16 protein-coding genes are annotated in these 17545 nt (G+C 71.0%); 7 read left to right on the top strand and 9 right to left on the bottom strand.

Annotation, left to right across the window (positions count from 1 at the left end; all coding sequences use genetic code 11):
- Nucleotides 1–31: 31 nt before the first annotated feature.
- Nucleotides 32–277 carry a hypothetical protein gene (locus tag ACIA8X_RS27115; protein ID WP_393452676.1) on the bottom strand — a complete coding sequence of 82 codons (246 nt, stop codon included), beginning with the start codon at nucleotides 275–277 and terminating at the stop codon, nucleotides 32–34.
- A gap of 388 nt (nucleotides 278–665) precedes the next feature.
- Between ACIA8X_RS27115 and ACIA8X_RS27120 the strand changes: the two genes are divergently transcribed.
- Nucleotides 666–3788, top strand: coding sequence for a sacsin N-terminal ATP-binding-like domain-containing protein (locus ACIA8X_RS27120; protein WP_393452679.1), 3123 nt, complete (start codon nucleotides 666–668; stop codon nucleotides 3786–3788).
- A gap of 41 nt (nucleotides 3789–3829) precedes the next feature.
- Here ACIA8X_RS27120 and ACIA8X_RS27125 read toward each other — a convergent pair whose 3' ends face one another.
- Nucleotides 3830–4060: a hypothetical protein gene (locus ACIA8X_RS27125; protein WP_393453083.1), complete on the bottom strand. Its 231-nt coding sequence runs from the start codon at nucleotides 4058–4060 to the stop codon at nucleotides 3830–3832.
- A gap of 195 nt (nucleotides 4061–4255) precedes the next feature.
- On the opposite strand from ACIA8X_RS27125, the gene ACIA8X_RS27130 reads away from it, so the two are divergent.
- Together ACIA8X_RS27130 and ACIA8X_RS27135 are read left to right on the top strand one after the other, a co-directional pair.
- Complete coding sequence (locus ACIA8X_RS27130; RefSeq protein WP_393452682.1) at nucleotides 4256–5191, top strand: hypothetical protein; 936 nt, start codon at nucleotides 4256–4258, stop codon at nucleotides 5189–5191.
- Nucleotides 5192–5413: 222 nt separating this feature from the next.
- A complete protein-coding gene (locus tag ACIA8X_RS27135) occupies nucleotides 5414–6346 on the top strand; it encodes a hypothetical protein (protein WP_393452685.1) in 933 nt (310 codons plus the stop codon).
- A 28-nt stretch (nucleotides 6347–6374) separates the two neighbouring features.
- Here the strand turns inward: ACIA8X_RS27135 and ACIA8X_RS27140 are convergent, their stop codons facing one another.
- Both ACIA8X_RS27140 and ACIA8X_RS27145 read right to left on the bottom strand, forming a co-directional pair.
- Complete coding sequence (locus ACIA8X_RS27140; RefSeq protein ID WP_399459295.1) at nucleotides 6375–8771, bottom strand: cation-translocating P-type ATPase; 2397 nt, start codon at nucleotides 8769–8771, stop codon at nucleotides 6375–6377.
- 98 nt (nucleotides 8772–8869) lie between these two features.
- Complete coding sequence (locus ACIA8X_RS27145) at nucleotides 8870–9160, bottom strand: DUF2530 domain-containing protein (RefSeq protein WP_393452691.1); 291 nt, start codon at nucleotides 9158–9160, stop codon at nucleotides 8870–8872.
- Between the two features lie 128 nt (nucleotides 9161–9288).
- Here ACIA8X_RS27145 and ACIA8X_RS27150 point away from each other — a divergent pair, with 128 nt between their 5' ends.
- Nucleotides 9289–10740 (top strand): NCS2 family permease, encoded by a 1452-nt coding sequence (locus ACIA8X_RS27150; RefSeq protein ID WP_393452694.1) that lies wholly within the window; start codon nucleotides 9289–9291, stop codon nucleotides 10738–10740.
- A gap of 20 nt (nucleotides 10741–10760) precedes the next feature.
- Here the strand turns inward: ACIA8X_RS27150 and ACIA8X_RS27155 are convergent, their stop codons facing one another.
- Nucleotides 10761–10943, bottom strand: a complete 183-nt coding sequence (locus tag ACIA8X_RS27155) for a ribbon-helix-helix protein, CopG family (RefSeq protein WP_093904462.1) — start codon at nucleotides 10941–10943, stop codon at nucleotides 10761–10763.
- Nucleotides 10944–11062: 119 nt separating this feature from the next.
- On the opposite strand from ACIA8X_RS27155, the gene ACIA8X_RS27160 reads away from it, so the two are divergent.
- Nucleotides 11063–11500, top strand: coding sequence for a MarR family winged helix-turn-helix transcriptional regulator (locus ACIA8X_RS27160; protein WP_062703619.1), 438 nt, complete (start codon nucleotides 11063–11065; stop codon nucleotides 11498–11500).
- Between the two features lie 42 nt (nucleotides 11501–11542).
- Nucleotides 11543–12928 carry an MFS transporter gene (locus ACIA8X_RS27165; protein ID WP_399459296.1) on the top strand — a complete coding sequence of 462 codons (1386 nt, stop codon included), beginning with the start codon at nucleotides 11543–11545 and terminating at the stop codon, nucleotides 12926–12928.
- 28 nt (nucleotides 12929–12956) lie between these two features.
- Here ACIA8X_RS27165 and ACIA8X_RS27170 read toward each other — a convergent pair whose 3' ends face one another.
- Nucleotides 12957–13475 carry a GNAT family N-acetyltransferase gene (locus ACIA8X_RS27170; RefSeq protein ID WP_393452701.1) on the bottom strand — a complete coding sequence of 173 codons (519 nt, stop codon included), beginning with the start codon at nucleotides 13473–13475 and terminating at the stop codon, nucleotides 12957–12959.
- 26 nt (nucleotides 13476–13501) lie between these two features.
- Between ACIA8X_RS27170 and thpR the strand changes: the two genes are divergently transcribed.
- The gene (thpR, locus tag ACIA8X_RS27175; RefSeq protein WP_393452704.1) at nucleotides 13502–14074 is read left to right on the top strand and encodes an RNA 2',3'-cyclic phosphodiesterase; all 573 of its coding nucleotides are present in this window, start codon (nucleotides 13502–13504) and stop codon (nucleotides 14072–14074) included.
- A gap of 136 nt (nucleotides 14075–14210) precedes the next feature.
- On the opposite strand, the gene ACIA8X_RS27180 is transcribed toward thpR, so the two are convergent.
- The 3 genes from ACIA8X_RS27180 to ACIA8X_RS27190 all read right to left on the bottom strand — a co-directional run bounded on the left by ACIA8X_RS27180 (nucleotide 14211) and on the right by ACIA8X_RS27190 (nucleotide 17424).
- The gene (locus ACIA8X_RS27180; RefSeq protein ID WP_399459297.1) at nucleotides 14211–14897 is read right to left on the bottom strand and encodes a response regulator; all 687 of its coding nucleotides are present in this window, start codon (nucleotides 14895–14897) and stop codon (nucleotides 14211–14213) included.
- On the bottom strand, nucleotides 14894–16090 hold the full coding sequence (locus ACIA8X_RS27185) for a sensor histidine kinase (protein WP_399459298.1): 1197 nt from the start codon (nucleotides 16088–16090) through the stop codon (nucleotides 14894–14896). The genes ACIA8X_RS27180 and ACIA8X_RS27185 overlap by 4 nt, the downstream gene beginning before the upstream one ends.
- A 161-nt stretch (nucleotides 16091–16251) precedes the next feature.
- The gene (locus ACIA8X_RS27190; RefSeq protein WP_399459299.1) at nucleotides 16252–17424 is read right to left on the bottom strand and encodes an ABC transporter substrate-binding protein; all 1173 of its coding nucleotides are present in this window, start codon (nucleotides 17422–17424) and stop codon (nucleotides 16252–16254) included.
- Nucleotides 17425–17545: the final 121 nt, after the last annotated feature.

Consider the following 17545-nt stretch of genomic DNA (forward strand, 5'->3'; position numbering starts at 1 on the left):
CCCAGCTGAGGCCGGTACTCCCGTGAGCCTGCTACCCGAGCCATTTACCGATGCCGTCCCACGCGACTTCCAACTCGCGTGAGTAGTGGCGACCCAGTTGGTCGACCACCATCGCGTGCACGCGGCGCATTTCCGTCATCCCGCCTATCCGGTCCAGCTCGTCACCGATCTGCCGGGTTCGCGGGTCCTTTCCTTGCATGCTCAGGAAGCCCCGCGTGCTGCCGATCACAACGAGCTCGTTTCGGAGCTCGTCGGAGCGGGTGCGGGTGGTGCTCACGCTGCTGGTCCAGGGCGGGTCCGGAAGCCTGTGCCGGGGCCGCGCCGGGAGGTGCTCCTCCTCGCCTCCCTCAGCACGGCGCCGTACGTGATCGGGCCAGGACCGCATACGGGCCTCGCGCCGTCGGCGACCGCGCACGGTAGCCACGACGACCGCCAGCACTGCCAGAGCCACAACCGAAGCGAGCACCACCGCTGCGTCCATACCGTCTCCCGAGGCGAGTTGCCTCGGATGGTGCCCCGGCCGGTCCGGGACCGGTCCCGGCATCAGCCCGATCCGGCGAAGACACCGCCGCGGACGAGGGCGCACATGCGACCACAGCAAGGCAGGCGGGACGCTTTCGCTCCTGCGCGCGATACCTTCTCCTCAGCCGACGAGGAGAGTGATCGTGAGCAAGTTCGTGCGTCCCGCAGCCGAGGGTGCCGACCCCTTCGGGACGGCCCGGCTGCGCCGCGGTGTACTCGACGCCTGGGCCACCAGCCCCGCCCGTTTCCGGGAGGATGCCAACGCCGAGGAGGATCTCGTCCTCGGGGGGTACCGGGACCGCCTCGTCGTCGAGCTCGCTCAGAACGCCGCCGACGCCGCCGCCAGGGCGAATGTCGCCGGGCGGCTGCGGCTAACCCTGCGCGACGGGGTGCTCGTCGCCGCCAACACCGGCGCCCCGCTGGACGCAGCCGGCGTCGAGTCGCTGTCCACCCTGCGGGCCTCGGCGAAGCGGGACTCGGCCTCCATCGGCCGGTTCGGCGTCGGGTTCGCCGCCGTTCTGGCCGTCACCGACGAGCCCGCCGTCGTCGGGCGGCACGGCGGTGTCCGGTGGGCGCTCGCCGAGGCGCGGGAGCTGGCCGGCAGCACCGCGCGGCACAGCCCGGGACTGGGCGACGAGATCCGGCGCCGCGACGGGCACGTCCCGCTGCTCCGGCTGCCGTTCGCCGCCGAGGGCACCGCCCCGGACCCGTACGACACGGCCGTCATCCTGCCCCTGCGCGACACCGCCGCCGCCGACCTCGCCGAGCGCCTGCTGCACGCCGTCGACGACGCGCTGCTCCTCGCCCTGCCCGGGCTCGAGGAGGTCGTGATCGAGGCCGACGACGCCGAGCCGCGCACGCTGCGCCGCCGGGTCGACGGCGCCTTCACCGTCGTAGAGGACTCCCAGAACGGTGTCACCCACTGGCGTACGTCCGCCGCCCACGGCCCGCTCACGCCCGACCTGCTCGTCGACCGCCCGGTAGAGGAGCGGCTGCGTCCGCACTGGTCGCTCACCTGGGCCGTGCCCGTCAACGCCGCCGACAGCGCCCCCGCCCGGCCACGCACGGCCCCCGTCGTGCACGCACCCACCCCGAGTGACGAACACCTCGGCGTGCCCGCCCTCCTCATCGCCTCCTTCCCCCTCGACCCGACCCGCCGCCACGCCGCCCCCGGTCCGCTGACCGACTTCCTCGTGCAACGCGCGGCGGACGCGTACGCCGAACTCCTCGCCGACTGGCGCCCGGTGAGCGAGGGCATCATCGGCCTCGTGCCCGGCCCGCTGGGCAAGGGCGAGCTGGACGGCGCCCTGCGCCAGGCGGTCCTGGAGCGTCTGCCCCGGACGTCCTTCCTCCCGCCCGCCATCGAGCCGCACGAACCCGACTCCGAGCTGCCCGAGTCGCTGCGGCCCCGTGACGCCGAGGTCGTCGAGGGCGCCGGTGCCGACACGGTGCAGGTGCTCGCCGAGGTACTGCCCACCCTCCTGCCCGCCGGGCTCGAACGGCGCGTGGAGCTGCGGACGCTGGGGGTCGCCCGCGTCCCGCTCACCGACGCGATCGACCGTCTCGCCGGGCTGGAGAAGGAACCGGGTTGGTGGCGGCGGCTCTACGACAGCCTCGCCGGGGTCGACCCGGACCGCCTGTCCGGGCTGCCCGTGCCGCTGGCCGACGGGCGCACCACCATCGGGCCCCGCCAGATCCTGCTCCCCACCTCCGACGGCGCCCCCGTCGACCCCGAGATTCTGGCCCGCCTCGGCCTCAAGGTCGCCCACCCGGACGCCGCGCACCCGTTGCTGGAGAAGCTGGGCGCGCTGCCCGCGACGCCCCGCGCGGTCCTCACCACACCCCAGGTGCGGGCCGCCGTCGCCGCCTCCCTCGACGACGAGGGCGGCGTGAGCTGGGAGGAGGACGCCCCCGACGCCGAGGAGCTGGCCGACACCGTGCTCGCGCTCGTGCGGGACGCGGGTCTGGAGCCCGGTGACGAGCCGTGGCTTGGCGCCCTCGCCCTCGCCGACGAGGAGGGGGAGTTGGCGCCGGCCGGTGAGCTGGTCTTCCCCGGCAGCCCCTTCCACCAGGTCATGCGGGAAGGCGAACTGGCCACCGTGGACGCCGAGTTGGCCGACAAGTGGGGCGAGTCCGCCCTCGCCGCGTGCGGCGTCCTCGCCAACTTCGCCCTGGTCCGGGCGACCGACATCGTCCTCGACCCGGACGAACTCGACCCCCGCGAGGGCGACTTCGCCGAGCCCGACGACGCGGGCCTGCTGGACGCCGTGGACGTCTGGAGCGAGGACATCCTCGACCGCTTCCCGGACACGCCGGTACCGCCGGTCGCCACCGAGCTGATCGCCGTACGCGATCTGGACCTGGTCGACGAGGACAAGTGGCCCCAGGCCCTCGCGCTGCTCGCCCAGCCGCCCCTGCGGGACGCGCTCACCCAGCAGGTGCGGATCCTGCTGCCCGACGGCACACACGAAGTCGTACGGCCCTACACGGCGTGGTGGCTGCGGGGCAACCCGGTGCTGGACGGCCGCCGCCCCGCGGGTCTCCTCGCCTCCGGCGGTGACCCGCTCCTGCGCGGCCTGTACGACGAGGCCGACGCGACCGGCTTCGACGACGAGCAGGTGCTGCGGGCGCTGGGCGTGCGCACGTCGGTCGCCGCGCTGCTCGACGAGCCGGGCGGCGCCGCCGAGCTGCTGGACCGCCTGGCCGACCCGGAGCGGGAGGTGTCCGCCGCCCAACTGCACGCCCTGTACGGCGCCCTGGCCGACCTCGACCCCGAGCAGGTGACCCTGCCGGACGAGCTACGGGCCGTGATCGACGGCCGCGTCGAGGTCGTGGACGCGGCGGACACGGTGGTCGTCGACTCACCGGACCTGCTGCCCTTCACGGAGGGCGTCCCACTGCTGCCGGTGCGCCCGGCGCGCGCCGCCGAGCTGGCCGAACTGTTCCAGGTACGGCGACTGAGCGAGTCCGTGACGGGGTCGGTGGACTCCGAGGGGACCGAGCACGACGTACCGGAGTCGGTGCGGGTGCTGCTGGGGGCGCGGACGCCGGGGGCGTACGTCGAGCACGAGGAGCTCGTGGTCGACGGGGTCGAGATCGACTGGCGGCTGACGAACGACGGTGCGCTGCACGCGGCCACGCTGGAGGGTGTCGCGGCCGGGCTGGCTTGGGCGGCGGGGCAGTGGCCTCGGCGGTTCGAGGTGGCGGCTTTGTTGGAGGATCCGTCCAGGACCGCGGAGTTGGCTCGGGATCGTTGGTTCGACTGAGGCACAGGGGTCGTCCTCTCGGACGGCCCCCGCCTGTTTCGTCAGTCCGCCTCGGTTTCCAGGAAGTAGTCGTAGTTCTCCAGGTCGAGCGAGATACCGGTCAGCTGCTGGACCCGCTCGGCGTGCTCCTGCGTCAGCGGATACAGGTCGACCAGCCGCTCCGGCGGCATCCCCAGGAGCCCTCCGAAGGCTTCTGCGCCGACCGCGGTGACGTCGGTGGACGAGTCTGCGTGGTCATCGCCCTTGGGATAGCGGACGACAAGGAAGTGCACGGTCAAGGCGTCGCCTTCCGGGGAGGGTCGGCGGGCTCGGTCTGGGCTCGCACAAATTCTTCACGAACCGTACAACCATCCGCCCCCGCCGCAGATCTGATCAACCGAGTCAACAGACTCCTTGATCAACTTGAGCCCCGCGTACCCCGGATCGCGAGACCGAGGACCGCGGGGCCCTCTCCATATGGAGAACGCATGCGCATACGAGCCACCGTGGCTGCCGTCTCCGGCGCCCTGGCCCTCTCCTCCCTCGCCATGCCGGCCGCGCAGGCCGCCGGGGGTTCCTCGTACGGCAAGGACGATGTCCTGAAGGCCGTGCAGACGGCGCGGCAGGCCGCCGACGAGTCCGCCCGCAGCACCTATGCCGCCGAGGACACGGGTACGCCGTACGCCCTGGACCTGACCTTCTCCGGCGTGAAGGTCAACAACGGCAAGCCGATCGTCGTGGGCACCACCAACCACGTGAGCGTCCCGGTCACATACAAGGTCACGCACCCCGCGGACATCGACCTGAGCGCCCCCGACTTCTACATGGACGTGGAGATCTACCGCGGTGCCTCCTACGCCGAGTGGGACAACCTGCTCCTCGGCGACGACTGGCCGGTCTGCACGGCGACCTCGTCCACCACGGCGAACTGCAAGGCCACCATCGACGTCTATCCGGACCTCGAGCTGGAGAACGTCGACGCCACCACGTGGAAGGCCGGTGGCTACGCGGTCGACTTCAACGACCAGGACCCGCTCGCCGAGGACATCGACTGGAACCAGGTCGGCGTCGCCGAGCAGGACCTCCTCGCCACCACCAAGCTCCAGCGCTTCTCCAAGCTGACGGTCAACGCCTCCCCGGAGCCCGTGAAGAAGGGCAAGACCATCACGGTCACCGGCAAGCTGACCCGCGCCAACTGGGACACCCACAAGTACGCCGGCTACTCCACCCAGTCGGTGAAGCTGCAGTTCCGCAAGAAGGGCTCCAGCACGTACACCACGCTGAAGACCATCAAGACGAACACGTACGGCGACCTGAAGACCACGGTCACCGCGTCCACGGACGGCTACTTCCGGTACTCCTTCGCGGGCACCGCGACGACCCCGGCGGTCAACGCCGCGGGTGACTTCGTCGACGTGCAGTAGTCGCAGCGCGCGCCAGTAGGGACATTCGTCACGAACTTCCCGTCATCTACGGGGAGTTCGTGACGAAGGTCACGAAGATTCCTCGCCGGCGACACAACCGGGAACCCCCGCCGACAATCTGATCACATGGGCCAACAGGCCCCTCGATCACCCGGGCCCCGACGTGACCCGCAGTGCAGGGAACGACGACCAACGGGGCCCCTTTCCGTACCAGGGGAACGCATGCGTATCAGAGCCACCGTGGCCGCCGTCTCCGCTCTCTCCGGCGCCCTGGCCCTCTCCGCCATCGCCGCACCGGCCGCGCAGGCCGAGGAGTCCGCAGGCTCCGTCGCCTCCTACCGCGCCGCCACCGCGAAGATCCGCCAGGACGCGCAGGCCGCGCAGGCCGAGTCCCGCAGTGACAGGGCAGGTGCCCGGTACGACCTGAACGTCACCTTCTCCAACTTCAAGATCGCCAAGGCCATCAAGGTCGGCACGACCAACCACGTCGCCACCACGGTGACGTACACGCTGACGCACGGCGCGGACGTCGACATCAAGGCCGCCGACTTCATCACCGACCCGATCATCTACCGCGGTTCCTTCGCCAGCCCGGAAGCCAGTCTCCTCGGCAACAAGCCGGCCAAGTGCACCGCGACCTCCGCGACCACCGCCAACTGCAAGGGCACCATCGACGTCTACCCGGGCGACCACGAGCTCATCAACTCGAACGCCGGCACCTGGCGGGCCGCGGCCGAGGCCACCGCCTTCAACGGGCAGGACCCGGCGGGCGAGGAGTTCGACCAGAGCAAGGTCGGTTACGCCAACAAGGACGGCCTCGGCACCACGCTGATGCAGCGCTTCTCGAAGCTCACGGTCGACGCCTCGCCGGAGCCCGTGAAGAAGAACAAGACCATCACGATCACCGGCAAGCTCTCCCGCGCCAACTGGGACCGCGGCACGTACAACGGCTACGTGGAGCAGCCCGTGCAGCTGCAGTTCCGCAAGAAGAACAGCGACACGTACAGCACGGTGAAGACCATCAAGACCAACGCGACGGGCAACCTCAAGACGACCGTCAAGGCCACCCAGGACGGCTACTTCCGCTACGTCTTCGCGGGCACGACGACCACCCCGGCGGCCAACGCCACGGGTGACTTCGTCGACGTCCAGTAGTCGCAGTAGTCGCAGCAGCCACCGACCGCTACACCGGGAAGCGGCGGTCGACCCACCTCCACGTGAGCTCCAGGACGACCGCCGCCCCCGCCGAGATGCCGACCGCGATCCACGGCATCGTCACCCCCACCAGCCGCAGCGCGAAGAACTCCTGCAACCACGGCACCACCAGCACCACCAGGAACCCGAGGCCCATCGCCGCCACCAGCCCGAGGCGCCACCACGTGTACGGGCGGGCGATGATCGCCAGCACCCACATCGAGATCAGGAAGAGCGTCAGCGTCGCGACGCTCGTCTCCGCGTCCAGCGCGCCCTCGCCCGTGTAGTAGCGACGGGCGATCAGATACGTCGCGAAGGTCGCCACCGCTGCCACCACCCCGCCCGGGATCGCGTACCGCATGACCCGCCGGACGAAGTGCGGCTTCGCCCGCTCCTTGTTGGGCGCGAGGGCCAGGAAGAACGCCGGGACGCCGATGGTGAGGGTGGAGAGCAGGGTCAGGTGGCGGGGCAGGAAGGGGTACTCCACCTGCCAGCACACCACCATCAGCGCCAGCAGCACCGAGTAGACCGTCTTGACCAGGAACAGGGTCGCGACGCGCGTGATGTTGCCGATCACCCGCCGCCCCTCCGCCACCACCGACGGCAGTGTCGCGAAGCTGTTGTTCAACAGCACGATCTGGGCGACCGCCCGCGTGGCCTCCGAGCCCGACCCCATGGCCACGCCGATGTCGGCGTCCTTCAGCGCCAGGACGTCGTTCACGCCGTCCCCGGTCATCGCGACGGTGTGCCCGTGGGACTGGAGCGCCCCCACCATGTCCCGCTTCTGCTGCGGGGTGACCCGCCCGAACACCGTGGCCTCGTCGAGGGCCGTCGCCATCCCGTCCTCGTCGCCGGGGAGCCGACGCGCGTCGACCGTCGAACCCGCCAGGCCCAGCTTGCTCGCCACCGCGCCCACCGACACCGCGTTGTCCCCGGAGATCACCTTGGCCCGCACGTTCTGCTCGGCGAAGTAGCGCAGGGTGTCGGCGGCGTCGGGCCGCAGCCGTTGTTCCAGTACGACGAGGGCGGCGGGCTTGGCGCCCTGTGCGACGTCGGGAGCGTCGAGGTCGCGGCCGGCGCGGGCGAGCAGCAGGACCCGTAGGCCCTGCTCGTTCAGGCGGTCGGTTTCGGCCAGGGCGGGATCGTCGCGGGACAGGAGCACATCGGGCGCGCCCAGCAGCCAGCTGCTCGCCTCGCCGTTGCCCTCGCTGAACGTGGCGCCGCTGTACTTGCGGGCGGAGGAGAAGGGCAGGGACTCGGTGCAGCGCCAGTCCTCGGCGTCCGGGTAGGCGTCGATGATGGCCTGGAGGGAGGCGTTCGGGCGGGGGTCGGACTCGCCGAGGGCGCCCAGCACCCGCCGTATGTACTCGTCGTCGCTGCCGTTCAGTGGGCGCAGTTCGGTGACGTCCATGCCGCCCTCGGTCAGGGTGCCCGTCTTGTCGAGGCAGACCGTGTCCACGCGGGCCAGGCCCTCGATGGCGGGGAGTTCCTGCACGAGGCACTGCTGGCGGCCGAGGCGGATGACGCCGATCGCGAAGGCGACCGAGGTGAGGAGTACCAGGCCCTCCGGGACCATCGGCACGATGCCGCCGACGGTGCGGGCGATCGAGTCGTCGAGCGCGTTGTCCTTGACGACGAGCTGGGTGATGATCAGGCCCGTCGCGGCCGGGATCATCATCCAGGTCACGTACTTGAGGATGGTGGAGATACCGGAGCGCAGCTCGGAGTGGACGAGGGTGAAGCGCGAGGCCTCCTCGGCGAGCTGGGCGGCGTAGGCCTCGCGGCCGACCTTGGTGGCCTGGAAGGCCCCGCCGCCCGCGACGACGAAGCTGCCGGACAGGACCTGGTCCCCCGGGCGTTTGACCACCGGATCGGCCTCTCCGGTGAGCAGCGACTCGTCGATCTCCAGCCCGTCGGCCTCGACGCACACCCCGTCCACGACGGCCTTGTCCCCGGGCCCGATCTCTATCAGGTCGTCCAGCACGATCTCCGACGTACTGACCTCGGCGGCGAGCCCGTCCCGCCGTACCGTCGGCCGGGCCTCGCCGATCACGGCGAGCGAGTCGAGGGTCTTCTTCGCCCGCCACTCCTGGATGATCCCGATGCCCGTGTTGGCGAGGATCACGAAGCCGAACAGGCTGTCCTGGATGGGTGCGACGAACAGCATGATCAGCCAGAGCACGCCGATGATCGCGTTGAACCGGGTGAACACGTTGGCGCGGACGATCTCGGCCATCGACCGGCTGCTGCGTACGGGTACGTCGTTGACCTCACCGCGCGCGACCCGCTCGGCCACCTCGGCGGCGGTGAGCCCGCCCGTCGCGACCGGGGCGCGGGCGGCGTGCACAGGTGTGTCCAGTCCGGCGCCCGCGTCGGTATGCGTCATGCATTCGACGGTACGTGCGGATTTACGGCTTCACCCGCCGAGTGCACGGAAGTTCCGACTTGGGGAGGACCCGGGTCGTACCCGGGTTGTACGGCTGCCTAGTCGGCGGTCGGCGCGGGTGACTGTCCCTGCTCCGTCGCCCCGACGGCGGCCGCCCGCTTGAGCGCGGCGTCGCGCTTACGGACGTACCAGATGCCGATGAGCCCCAGCCCGCCGCCGGCCAGGCAGGTCCACACCCACCAGGCCTGCCCGCGGTCGTCGAACCAGCCGTAGAAGGGGAGCTGTACGAGGAAGAGGACGAACCAGAGAATCGTGCCGCCGGTGATGGTGGCGACCACGGGGCCCTCCAGGGGCTCCGGCGCCTCGTGCTTGGGGGTCCACTTCGCCATGGGGGACAGCTTACGAGGCGATCGGATCCACGCGGATCTACGCGCGGAGATGGCCGATCCCGGCTCTATATGTTCATACTGAAACGGTTTGTGTCTGACCACTTCTCATCGTAGGAACAACCAAAAACATGTCCACCTCGGCTCCTGCCAAGGCCCCCACCCCTGAACAGCCGGGAGCCGGGCCCGCCTACGGCGCACTCGACCGCTTCTTCAAGATCTCCGAACGCGGCAGCTCCCTGCCCCGCGAAGTCCGCGGCGGTTTCGCCACCTTCTTCGCGATGGCCTACATCATCGTGCTGAACCCGATCATCCTCGGCAGCGCGAAGGACATGTACGGCCACCAGCTGGACAACGGCCAGCTGGTCACCGCCACGGCCGTGACGGCGGCCTTCGCCACGCTGCTGATGGGCGTCATCGGCAACGTGCCGATCGCGCTCGCCGCCGGTCTGGGTGTCAACTCGGTCGTCGCGCTCCAGCTCGCGCCCCGGATGTCCTGGCCGGACGCGATGGGCATGGTGGTGCTCGCCGGTTTCATCGTGATGCTGCTCGTGGCAACCGGTCTGCGTGAGCGCGTCATGAACGCCGTGCCCTACAGCCTGCGCAAGGCCATCTCCATCGGTATCGGCCTGTTCATCATGCTGATCGGCCTCGTCGACGCCGGCTTCGTCTCCCGCATCCCGGACGCCGCCCATACGACCGTGCCCCTCCAACTGGGCGGCGACGGTCACCTCAACGGCTGGCCGGTGCTCGTCTTCATCCTCGGCGCGCTGCTCACGCTCGCGCTGATCGTCCGCAAGGTCTCCGGCGCGATCCTCATCTCGATCGTCGCGATGACCGTGCTCGCCGTGATCATCGAGGCGGTCGCGAACGTGCCGTCCTGGGGTCTGACGACCCCGAAGTGGCCCGGCAACCCCGTCGCCAGCCCCGACTTCGGGCTGATCGGCCAGGTCAGCCTGTTCGGCGGCTTCGAGAAGGTCGGCGCGCTGACCGGGATCCTCTTCGTCTTCACGGTCCTGCTCTCCTGCTTCTTCGACGCCATGGGCACGATCATGGGCGTCAGCGACGAGGCGAAGCTGACCGACGCCCAGGGGCAGATGCCGGGCATCAACAAGGTCCTGTTCGTCGACGGCCTGGCCGTCGCCGCGGGCGGTGCCAGCTCCTCCTCGGCCACCACCGCCTTCGTGGAGTCCACGGCAGGCGTCGGCGAGGGCGCCCGCACCGGCCTCGCGAACGTCGTCACCGGCGCCCTCTTCGGCGTGGCGCTGTTCCTGACGCCGGTCGCCACCATGGTCCCGTCGCAGGCGGCCACCCCGGCGCTGCTCGCGGTCGGCTTCCTGATCCTGGCGGGCTCGGTCAAGGAGATCGACTGGGCCGACTACACGGTCGCCGTCCCGGCCTTCGTGACGATGGTGATGATGCCGTTCACCTACTCGATCACCAACGGCATCGGCATGGGCTTCATCACCTTCGCGGTGCTGCGCCTGGCCGCCGGGCGGGGCAAGGAGGTGCCGGTCGCGATGTACGTCGTGGCGGCCGTCTTCGCCTTCTACTACCTGATGCCGGCACTGGGGCTCACGTAGGCCGTCTCACGTGGGCCGTCTCACGTAAGCCCGTAGAACTTCTCGGTCTCCTCGACCGCGGACTGGAACCGCTCGTCGAAGTCATCACGAATGAGCGTCCGGACGACATAGTCCTGGACGCTCATTCCTCTTTTCGCCGCATGCTCTCGGAGTCGTTCGAGCAGCTCGTGGTCTATCCGCAGGCTGAGCACGGTGGTCCCCATGCACACGAGGGTCGCGGCATGGGTCGGCCCGCCGTGTCACGTTCCGCCACCGGATCACCCGGATGAGTGATATCGCGCCCGGTGGTCTTTAGTCAGGGTAATGAGTTATGCTAAGGAACATGTCGGACCTTACCCATGGCGACGACGCTGCCGCCGTGAACTCTCTGCGCTCCGCCGTGATGCGACTGTCGCGTCGGCTCAAGCACCAGCGGGTCGACGAGTCGCTGAGCCCCACCGAGATGTCGGTGCTGGGCACCCTCTCCCTCTGCGGCAAGGCCACCCCCGGTGAGCTCGCCCGCAAGGAGCACGTTCAGCCGCCGTCGATGACCCGCATCGTCGCCCTGCTGGAGGCCAAGGGGCTGGTCCGTCTGGAGCCGCACCCGGAGGACCGGCGCCAGAAGGTCGTCACGAAGACCGAGCAGGCCGAGGCGATGCTCGAAGAGAGCCGCCGCAAGCGCAACGCCTTCCTGGCCACCCTGGTCGAGGGCCTCGACGAGGACGAGTGGGCGAAACTCCGCGCCGCCGCCCCCGTGCTGGAGAAGCTCGCCCATCTGTAAGCCGAAGCCGATGCCGTAGCCGTCGCAAGGAGGCGAGCCCTTTTGAGTTCGGGACCCGGAGCAGCTTCCGCCCCCGCACCAGACCCCAACGACTCCCCGCCCGCCCTCAAGACCCCGCCCGCCCTCAACTCCCGCAAGTCCTCGATGTTCAGCTCGCTGAAGGTCCGGAACTACCGCCTGTTCTTCCTCGGCCAGGTCGTCTCCAACACCGGCACCTGGATGCAGCGCATCGCCCAGGACTGGCTGGTCCTCAGCCTCACCGGCTCCGCCACCGCCGTCGGCATCACGACGGCCCTGCAGTTCCTGCCGATGCTGCTGTTCGGCCTCTACGGCGGCGTCCTCGTCGACCGCCTGCCCAAGCGCCGCACGCTGCTCGTCACGCAGACCTCGATGGCCGCCACCGGCATCGCGCTCGCGGTCCTCACCCTCACGGGACACGTCCAGGTCTGGCACGTCTACCTCGCCGCCTTCACCGTGGGGCTGGCCACAGTCGTCGACAACCCCGCCCGCCAGTCCTTCGTCTCCGAGATGGTCGGCCCCGACCAGCTCCAGAACGCCGTCAGCCTCAACTCCGCGAACTTCCAGTCCGCGCGCCTCGTCGGCCCCGCCGTCGCCGGCCTGATGATCACCGGCGTGGGCACCGGCTGGGCGTTCCTCGCCAACGGCCTGTCCTTCATCGCGCCCATCGCCGGTCTGCTGATGATGCGGGCGCGTGAGCTGTACTCCGTCGAGCGGGCTCCGCGCGGGAAGGGGCAGATGAGGGAGGGGCTGCGGTATGTCGCCGGTCGCCCCGAGCTGATCTGGACCATCGTCCTCGCCGGGTTCGTCAGCACCTTCGGCTTCAACTTCCCCGTCTATCTGTCCGCCTTCGCCGACGACGTCTTCCGCGCGGGCGCCGGGTCCTACAGCCTCTTCAACACACTGATGGCGGTCGGCTCCCTGGCGGGCGCCCTGCTCGCGGCACGGCGCGGTACGGCCCGGATGCGGGTGCTGATCGCGGGGGCGGTGGCCTTCGGCGCCATGGAGATCGTGGCCGCGTTCGCGCCGTCCCTGTGGATGTTCGCGCTGCTCATGGCCCCGATCGGCATCTTCGGCATGACCGTGAACGTCACCGCCAACAGCAGCATCCAGATGGCCACCGACCCGGCCATGCGGGGCCGGGTGATGGCCCTGTACATGATGGTGTTCATGGGCGGCGCACCGCTGGGCGCGCCGATCGCCGGCTGGATCACCGACGCGTACGGCGTCCGGGCTGCCCTGGCGGTGGGCGGCGCCATCACCGCCACCGCGGCGGTCGTGATCGCCCTGGCCCTGGCCCGCGTCGGCGGCCTGCGTCTGTCGGTCGGCTGGAACCGCGGCCATCCGCAGGTGCGGTTCGTGCCGCGGCAGCGGCAGGAGGAGCTGGCGCCTGTAGCTCGGGCCGCCTGATCCCGCGGCCCGGAGGCCGGGGCAGGTCCTAGACCCTCCGGGCCAGCACCTGCCCCGGCCAGTCGTCGGTGCCCGTGTAGGTCTCGGTGCGGACGAAACCGTTGCTCTCGTAGTAGCGGACGAGCTTGCCGTCGGCGCCCGCGTAGCAGTCCACACGCAGCAGGGAGACGCCCGCCTGTCGGGTCACCTCGGCGGCGTGCGTGAGCAGGGCGCTGCCCACGCCGTGGCCCTTGAAGCGGCGGTCGGAGGCGAGCCAGTGGATGTAGCGCTCGGGCTCGCCGACCGGTGGGAGGTGGGCCAGGGAGGGGCCGGGCGAGTCGGTGAGGGTGAGGGAGGCGGCCGGTACGCCGTCGACCTCGGCCATGAAGACGTCGCCCTCGTCCATGTAGCGGGCCACCGACTCCACCGTCTTCGGGCTCTGAGACAGGGGCTTCGTGCCCCACTGCCCCGTCCGCCCCTGCGCGACCAGCCACTCCACACCGCTGTCGAGCATGCCGAGTATCGCGGGGATGTCGTCGGGTCCGCCGTCCCTGATGATGATCTCCATCCCCTCATCGTGCCAGGCTGGATGCCATGAGACTCTTCGCCGCCGTACTGCCGCCCGAGGACGTGACCCGCGAACTCGCCGCCGAGGTCGAGGAGTTGCGCGGGCTGCCGGGTGCGGACCGGCTGCGCTGGACCGGCCGCCCGGGGTGGCACTTCACCCTCGCCTTCTACGGCGAGGTCGACGACGACCTCGTACCGGACCTGTCGGCGCGGCTGGAGCGCGCCGCGCACCGGACGCCGTCCTTCCCGCTGGCGCTGAGCGGCGGCGGTCAGTTCGGGCACGGGCGGGCCCTGTGGGCGGGCGCGGAGGGGGACCTGGAGACCCTGCGGCTGCTGGCGGACCGCAGCGAGGCGGCGGCGCGGAAGGCGGGGGTGCCGATGGGGGAGCACCGGCGGTACAAGGCCCACCTGACGGTGGCCAGGAGCCGCTCGGCGGTGGACGTACGGCCGTATGTCGCAACCCTCGACGCTTTTGCGAGCCGGACCTGGACGGTGGCCGAGCTGGTGCTCGTGCGCAGCAATCTGCCGACGTCCGGGGTGGCGGGGGAGCAGCCCCGGTACGAGGTGGTCGCCCGTTGGCCGCTCGGAGGGGCCGGTTAGGCTCGGTCGCGTGGACCCGAAAACCCGGAACCGGATCATGGCCGGTGCGCTTGTGTTGATGTTCGTGGTGGTGGCACTGGCGGCCGCGCTCGGACGGTAGAACCCGAAGCCGGCCCGTTGGTCGTCGGCGCCCCGGTCAGGCGAGCTCGATCAGCCCTCGCCGGACGGCCTCGCTGACGGTCGCGGCGCGGTTTTCGGTGCCGAGCTTGCGGTAGATCCGTACGAGGTGGGTCTTGATGGTGGCCTCGGCCAGGAACAGGGTGCTCGCGATGGCCCGGTTGCTGTGACCCTGGGCGAGCAGCCGTACGACTTCGACCTCCCGGTCGGTGAGTGCCGGTCCCGGCTCGGCCGCGTGCCCCAGGACGCTGGCGGCGGCCTCCGGCGCCAGCGCCATGCCGCCCGCCGCGGCGGCCCGCACGGCCCGGAACAACTCCTCGGGCGGGCCCGCCTTGAGGACGTAGCCGCGGGCGCCGGCCTCGACTGCCCGCAGGACGTCCGCCGTACGGCCGTGGCTGGTGAGCACGACGACCCGTACGCCGGGGGTGGTCGCGAGGATCCGGCGGGTGGCCTCGATTCCGTCGATGCCGTCGACGGAGTCGGCTCCGGCGGGTGAGGGCGTGCCCGGGTCGGTGAGCCGGAGGTCCATGAGGACGACGTCGGGACGCAGCCGCGCCACCAGGCGTACGGCGTCGGTGCCGTCGCCGGTCTCGCCGACGACCTCGAAGCCGGGCTCGCCTTCGAGCAGGGCGCGCAGACCGGCCCGTACGACGGTGTGGTCGTCGACGATCAGGAGCCGCAGCGGCTCGGCCGCGTCGTCGCTCATCGGGCGCCGACCGGGACGCGGTCCGCGACCGGCAGCGCGGCCCGGACCCGGGTGCCGCGGCCGGGCGCGGTGTCGACGGTGAGCGTGCCGCCGAGGACGCCGAGCCGCTCGCGGGCCCCGGCGAGTCCGAATCCGCGTCCGGCGGCGGTCGACCGTACGGCGTCCGGGTCGAAGTCGAAGCCCACTCCGTCGTCGCTGACCTCGACGGCCGCGGTGGCCTTGCCGTGCGCCAGGATGACGTGGACCTGCGTGGCGCGGGCGTGTTCGCAGGTGTTGGCGAGCAGGCCCTGGGTCACCCGCAGCAGGGCCACGGCCTGCTCCATGGGAAGGGCGACCGGCGGGTTCTCGGCGCTGAAGGAGATCCTGGGCGCCCCGGCGGCCGAGGCCGTACGGGCGGTCAGGTCGCGCAGCGTCGCCTCCAGGCCGTCGCGGGCGAGGTCGGGAGGGGTGAGGTCGTCGATGATGCCGCGGGTCTGGGCGAGATGGTCGCCGAGCGCGTCGGTGACCAGGCGCACCTGCCGCCGGGCCGCCTCCGGGCGGCGGTCCCAGTCGCGTTCGGCGGCCTGGAGGAGCATGCGGCTGCCCGCCAGCTCCTGGGCGAGCGTGTCATGCAGGTCGCGGGCGATCCGGGCACGCTCGGAGAGCCGTCCCGCCTCCCGCTGCTGACGCGCCAACTCGCCCCGGGTGTCGGCCAGTTCGCGGGCCGTGCGCTGCTGGCCGCGGTAGAGGAGGACGGTCGCCCACAGGGCTGTGACCGGCGGCGCCAGCACATCCGCGTCGAGACCGCCGGCCCGGACGAGCGCCGCCAGCAGCAGTGCGGTGAGCACGCCGAGCGCCACCGCCCGCTCACCTCGCGTGGGCATCCGCACGGCCAGCACGGCCAACGGCACGGCCAGCCACGCGTATCCGAAGGTGAGCGGCGCCGGGAGGACCCAGGCCACCCACGACCACAGCAGCAGAAGCAGCCCGAACCACACCGGCCGCCCCGCCCCGCCCAGCCGCTCCCAACGGGCCTGCCCGGCGGCGTACAGCAGCGCCAGGACGGCCAGCGGCGGCGCGATGGACCAGCACAGCTCGTTGTTCAGCTCGACGAGCCGTACGAGGGTGCCGGCGACGGCCACCAGGAAGACCAGGTGCGGGAGATGCCGGGCGGGCAGGCGGGGCCGGCGTACGGCGGGAAGGGCGGCAGGCACGACGGCGGCTCCCTGAACGGAACGGGCCGAAGGGGACTCGGCGATGCCGTCAGGAGTGTAAAGCGTTGCCGGTGTGACCGTTATAAGCACGGTCACACCGGCAGGAATCGCTTTCCGCCGGGGAGGGGAGGGGAGGGGAGGTGTGGTGAGGGGGCGGGTGGCTACCGGCCGGGGTGCAGCCCGAGCCAGCCCGGCGACGGGTCGCCCTTCACCTCGCCGAAGTACAGCGCGAAGGTCTGCTTCAGCCGCTCGATCGCGGCGCGGTCCTCCATGAACTTCGGGAAGCCGTCCACATGGGCGTCCGGGTTCTCCCACACCGGCTTCAGACCGGGGGACGGGGTGACGTCCGTACGCACCGACCAGCCGTTGAAGCTGGCCTTCTGCCGCTCCTCGGACAACGCCCAGTTCAGGTACAGCTTGGCGGCGGTCGGGTTGGCGGCCTGCCTCAGGACCGCGGCCCGCTGCCCCCACGCCATGAAGGGGTGCCCCTCCGGCACGACCCACTTCGTCACGGTCGACGTCGACACCGCGCTGCCCGACCCGCCGACGCCGATCGCCTTCTGCTTGCCGTTGACCGCGAGCCCCGGCGTGTGCGAGCCACGGGCGAACTGCGGCTGCTGCGCGGCGAATTTCGCCACCCAGTCCCAGCCGTACGCCCGCTGGTAGAGGGAGAAGAGGTAGAGCACCGCGTCGTCGTCGTGCGGGTAGGAGGAGGCGATCTGCCCCTTCCAGCGCGGGTCGACGAGGTCGAGGGGCGTCTTCGGCGCGTGGGCGCCGGCCGCCTCGGTGCCGTACATGAAGCTGAAGCCGATGACCATCAGCGCGGTCCAGGCGCCGTCGGGGTCCTTGAACCCCTTGTGAATCCTGGAGAACCCGGCGGGCTTGTAGGGCAGCAGCCTGCCCTCGCGCTTCCAGCGGGTGAAGTCCTGGAGGGTCTGGAGCTGTACGACGTCGGGGACCAGGGTGCCGGTCGCGAGCTGGTTGTCGACGCGGACGTCGTGGTACTTGCTGTAGTCCACGACGACCGTCAGATCGATGTCGGGGAACCGCTCACCGAACGCGGCCCGCACACCCGCCGCCTGGCTGTCGACGTCCCCGCCCTGGTAGAGGACGAGCTTGCCGCCCTCGGCGACGGCGGCCGCGTACAACTCGTCGAGCGAGCGGGTCTCCTCGCGGACGCGGGGGCCGGACGAGACGGTGTTCTCGGAGTGGGCGTTCGTGGAGAGGGCGTTCGCGTTGGCCGGCACGCCGGTCGCCGAGACCGCGGCGGCACCGCCGAGCGCGACCCCGGCCCCCGTGGCGAGCAGTCGGCGCCTGCTGAAGTCCCTGGACATGTGGGGGGTCCTCCTGACCTGTCGCGCCGCCACGTCGGTTACGCGGCGGCGCGGCAAGTCTGGCGACGGGAGGGGGTGCTCCGCGTCGTCCGGCCGCTGCCTCCTTGTTCAACCGTTCGAT

The sequence above is a fragment of the Streptomyces sp. NPDC051738 genome, assembly GCF_044453205.1.
GTDB lineage: Bacteria > Actinomycetota > Actinomycetes > Streptomycetales > Streptomycetaceae > Streptomyces.

Excerpts from the sequence above, each read along its gene's own strand:
- ACIA8X_RS27145 (WP_393452691.1), bottom strand. The coding sequence starts at position 9,160 with ATGGCGAAGTGGACCCCCAAGCACGAGGCGCCGGAGCCCCTGGAGGGC.
- ACIA8X_RS27135 (WP_393452685.1), top strand. The coding sequence starts at position 5,414 with ATGCGTATCAGAGCCACCGTGGCCGCCGTCTCCGCTCTCTCCGGCGCC.
- ACIA8X_RS27150 (WP_393452694.1), top strand. The coding sequence starts at position 9,289 with ATGTCCACCTCGGCTCCTGCCAAGGCCCCCACCCCTGAACAGCCGGGA.
- ACIA8X_RS27160 (WP_062703619.1), top strand. The coding sequence starts at position 11,063 with ATGTCGGACCTTACCCATGGCGACGACGCTGCCGCCGTGAACTCTCTG.
- ACIA8X_RS27130 (WP_393452682.1), top strand. The coding sequence starts at position 4,256 with ATGCGCATACGAGCCACCGTGGCTGCCGTCTCCGGCGCCCTGGCCCTC.
- ACIA8X_RS27140 (WP_399459295.1), bottom strand. The coding sequence starts at position 8,771 with ATGACGCATACCGACGCGGGCGCCGGACTGGACACACCTGTGCACGCC.
- ACIA8X_RS27190 (WP_399459299.1), bottom strand. The coding sequence starts at position 17,424 with ATGTCCAGGGACTTCAGCAGGCGCCGACTGCTCGCCACGGGGGCCGGG.
- ACIA8X_RS27180 (WP_399459297.1), bottom strand. The coding sequence starts at position 14,897 with ATGAGCGACGACGCGGCCGAGCCGCTGCGGCTCCTGATCGTCGACGAC.
- ACIA8X_RS27170 (WP_393452701.1), bottom strand. The coding sequence starts at position 13,475 with ATGGAGATCATCATCAGGGACGGCGGACCCGACGACATCCCCGCGATA.
- ACIA8X_RS27155 (WP_093904462.1), bottom strand. The coding sequence starts at position 10,943 with ATGGGGACCACCGTGCTCAGCCTGCGGATAGACCACGAGCTGCTCGAA.
- thpR (WP_393452704.1), top strand. The coding sequence starts at position 13,502 with ATGAGACTCTTCGCCGCCGTACTGCCGCCCGAGGACGTGACCCGCGAA.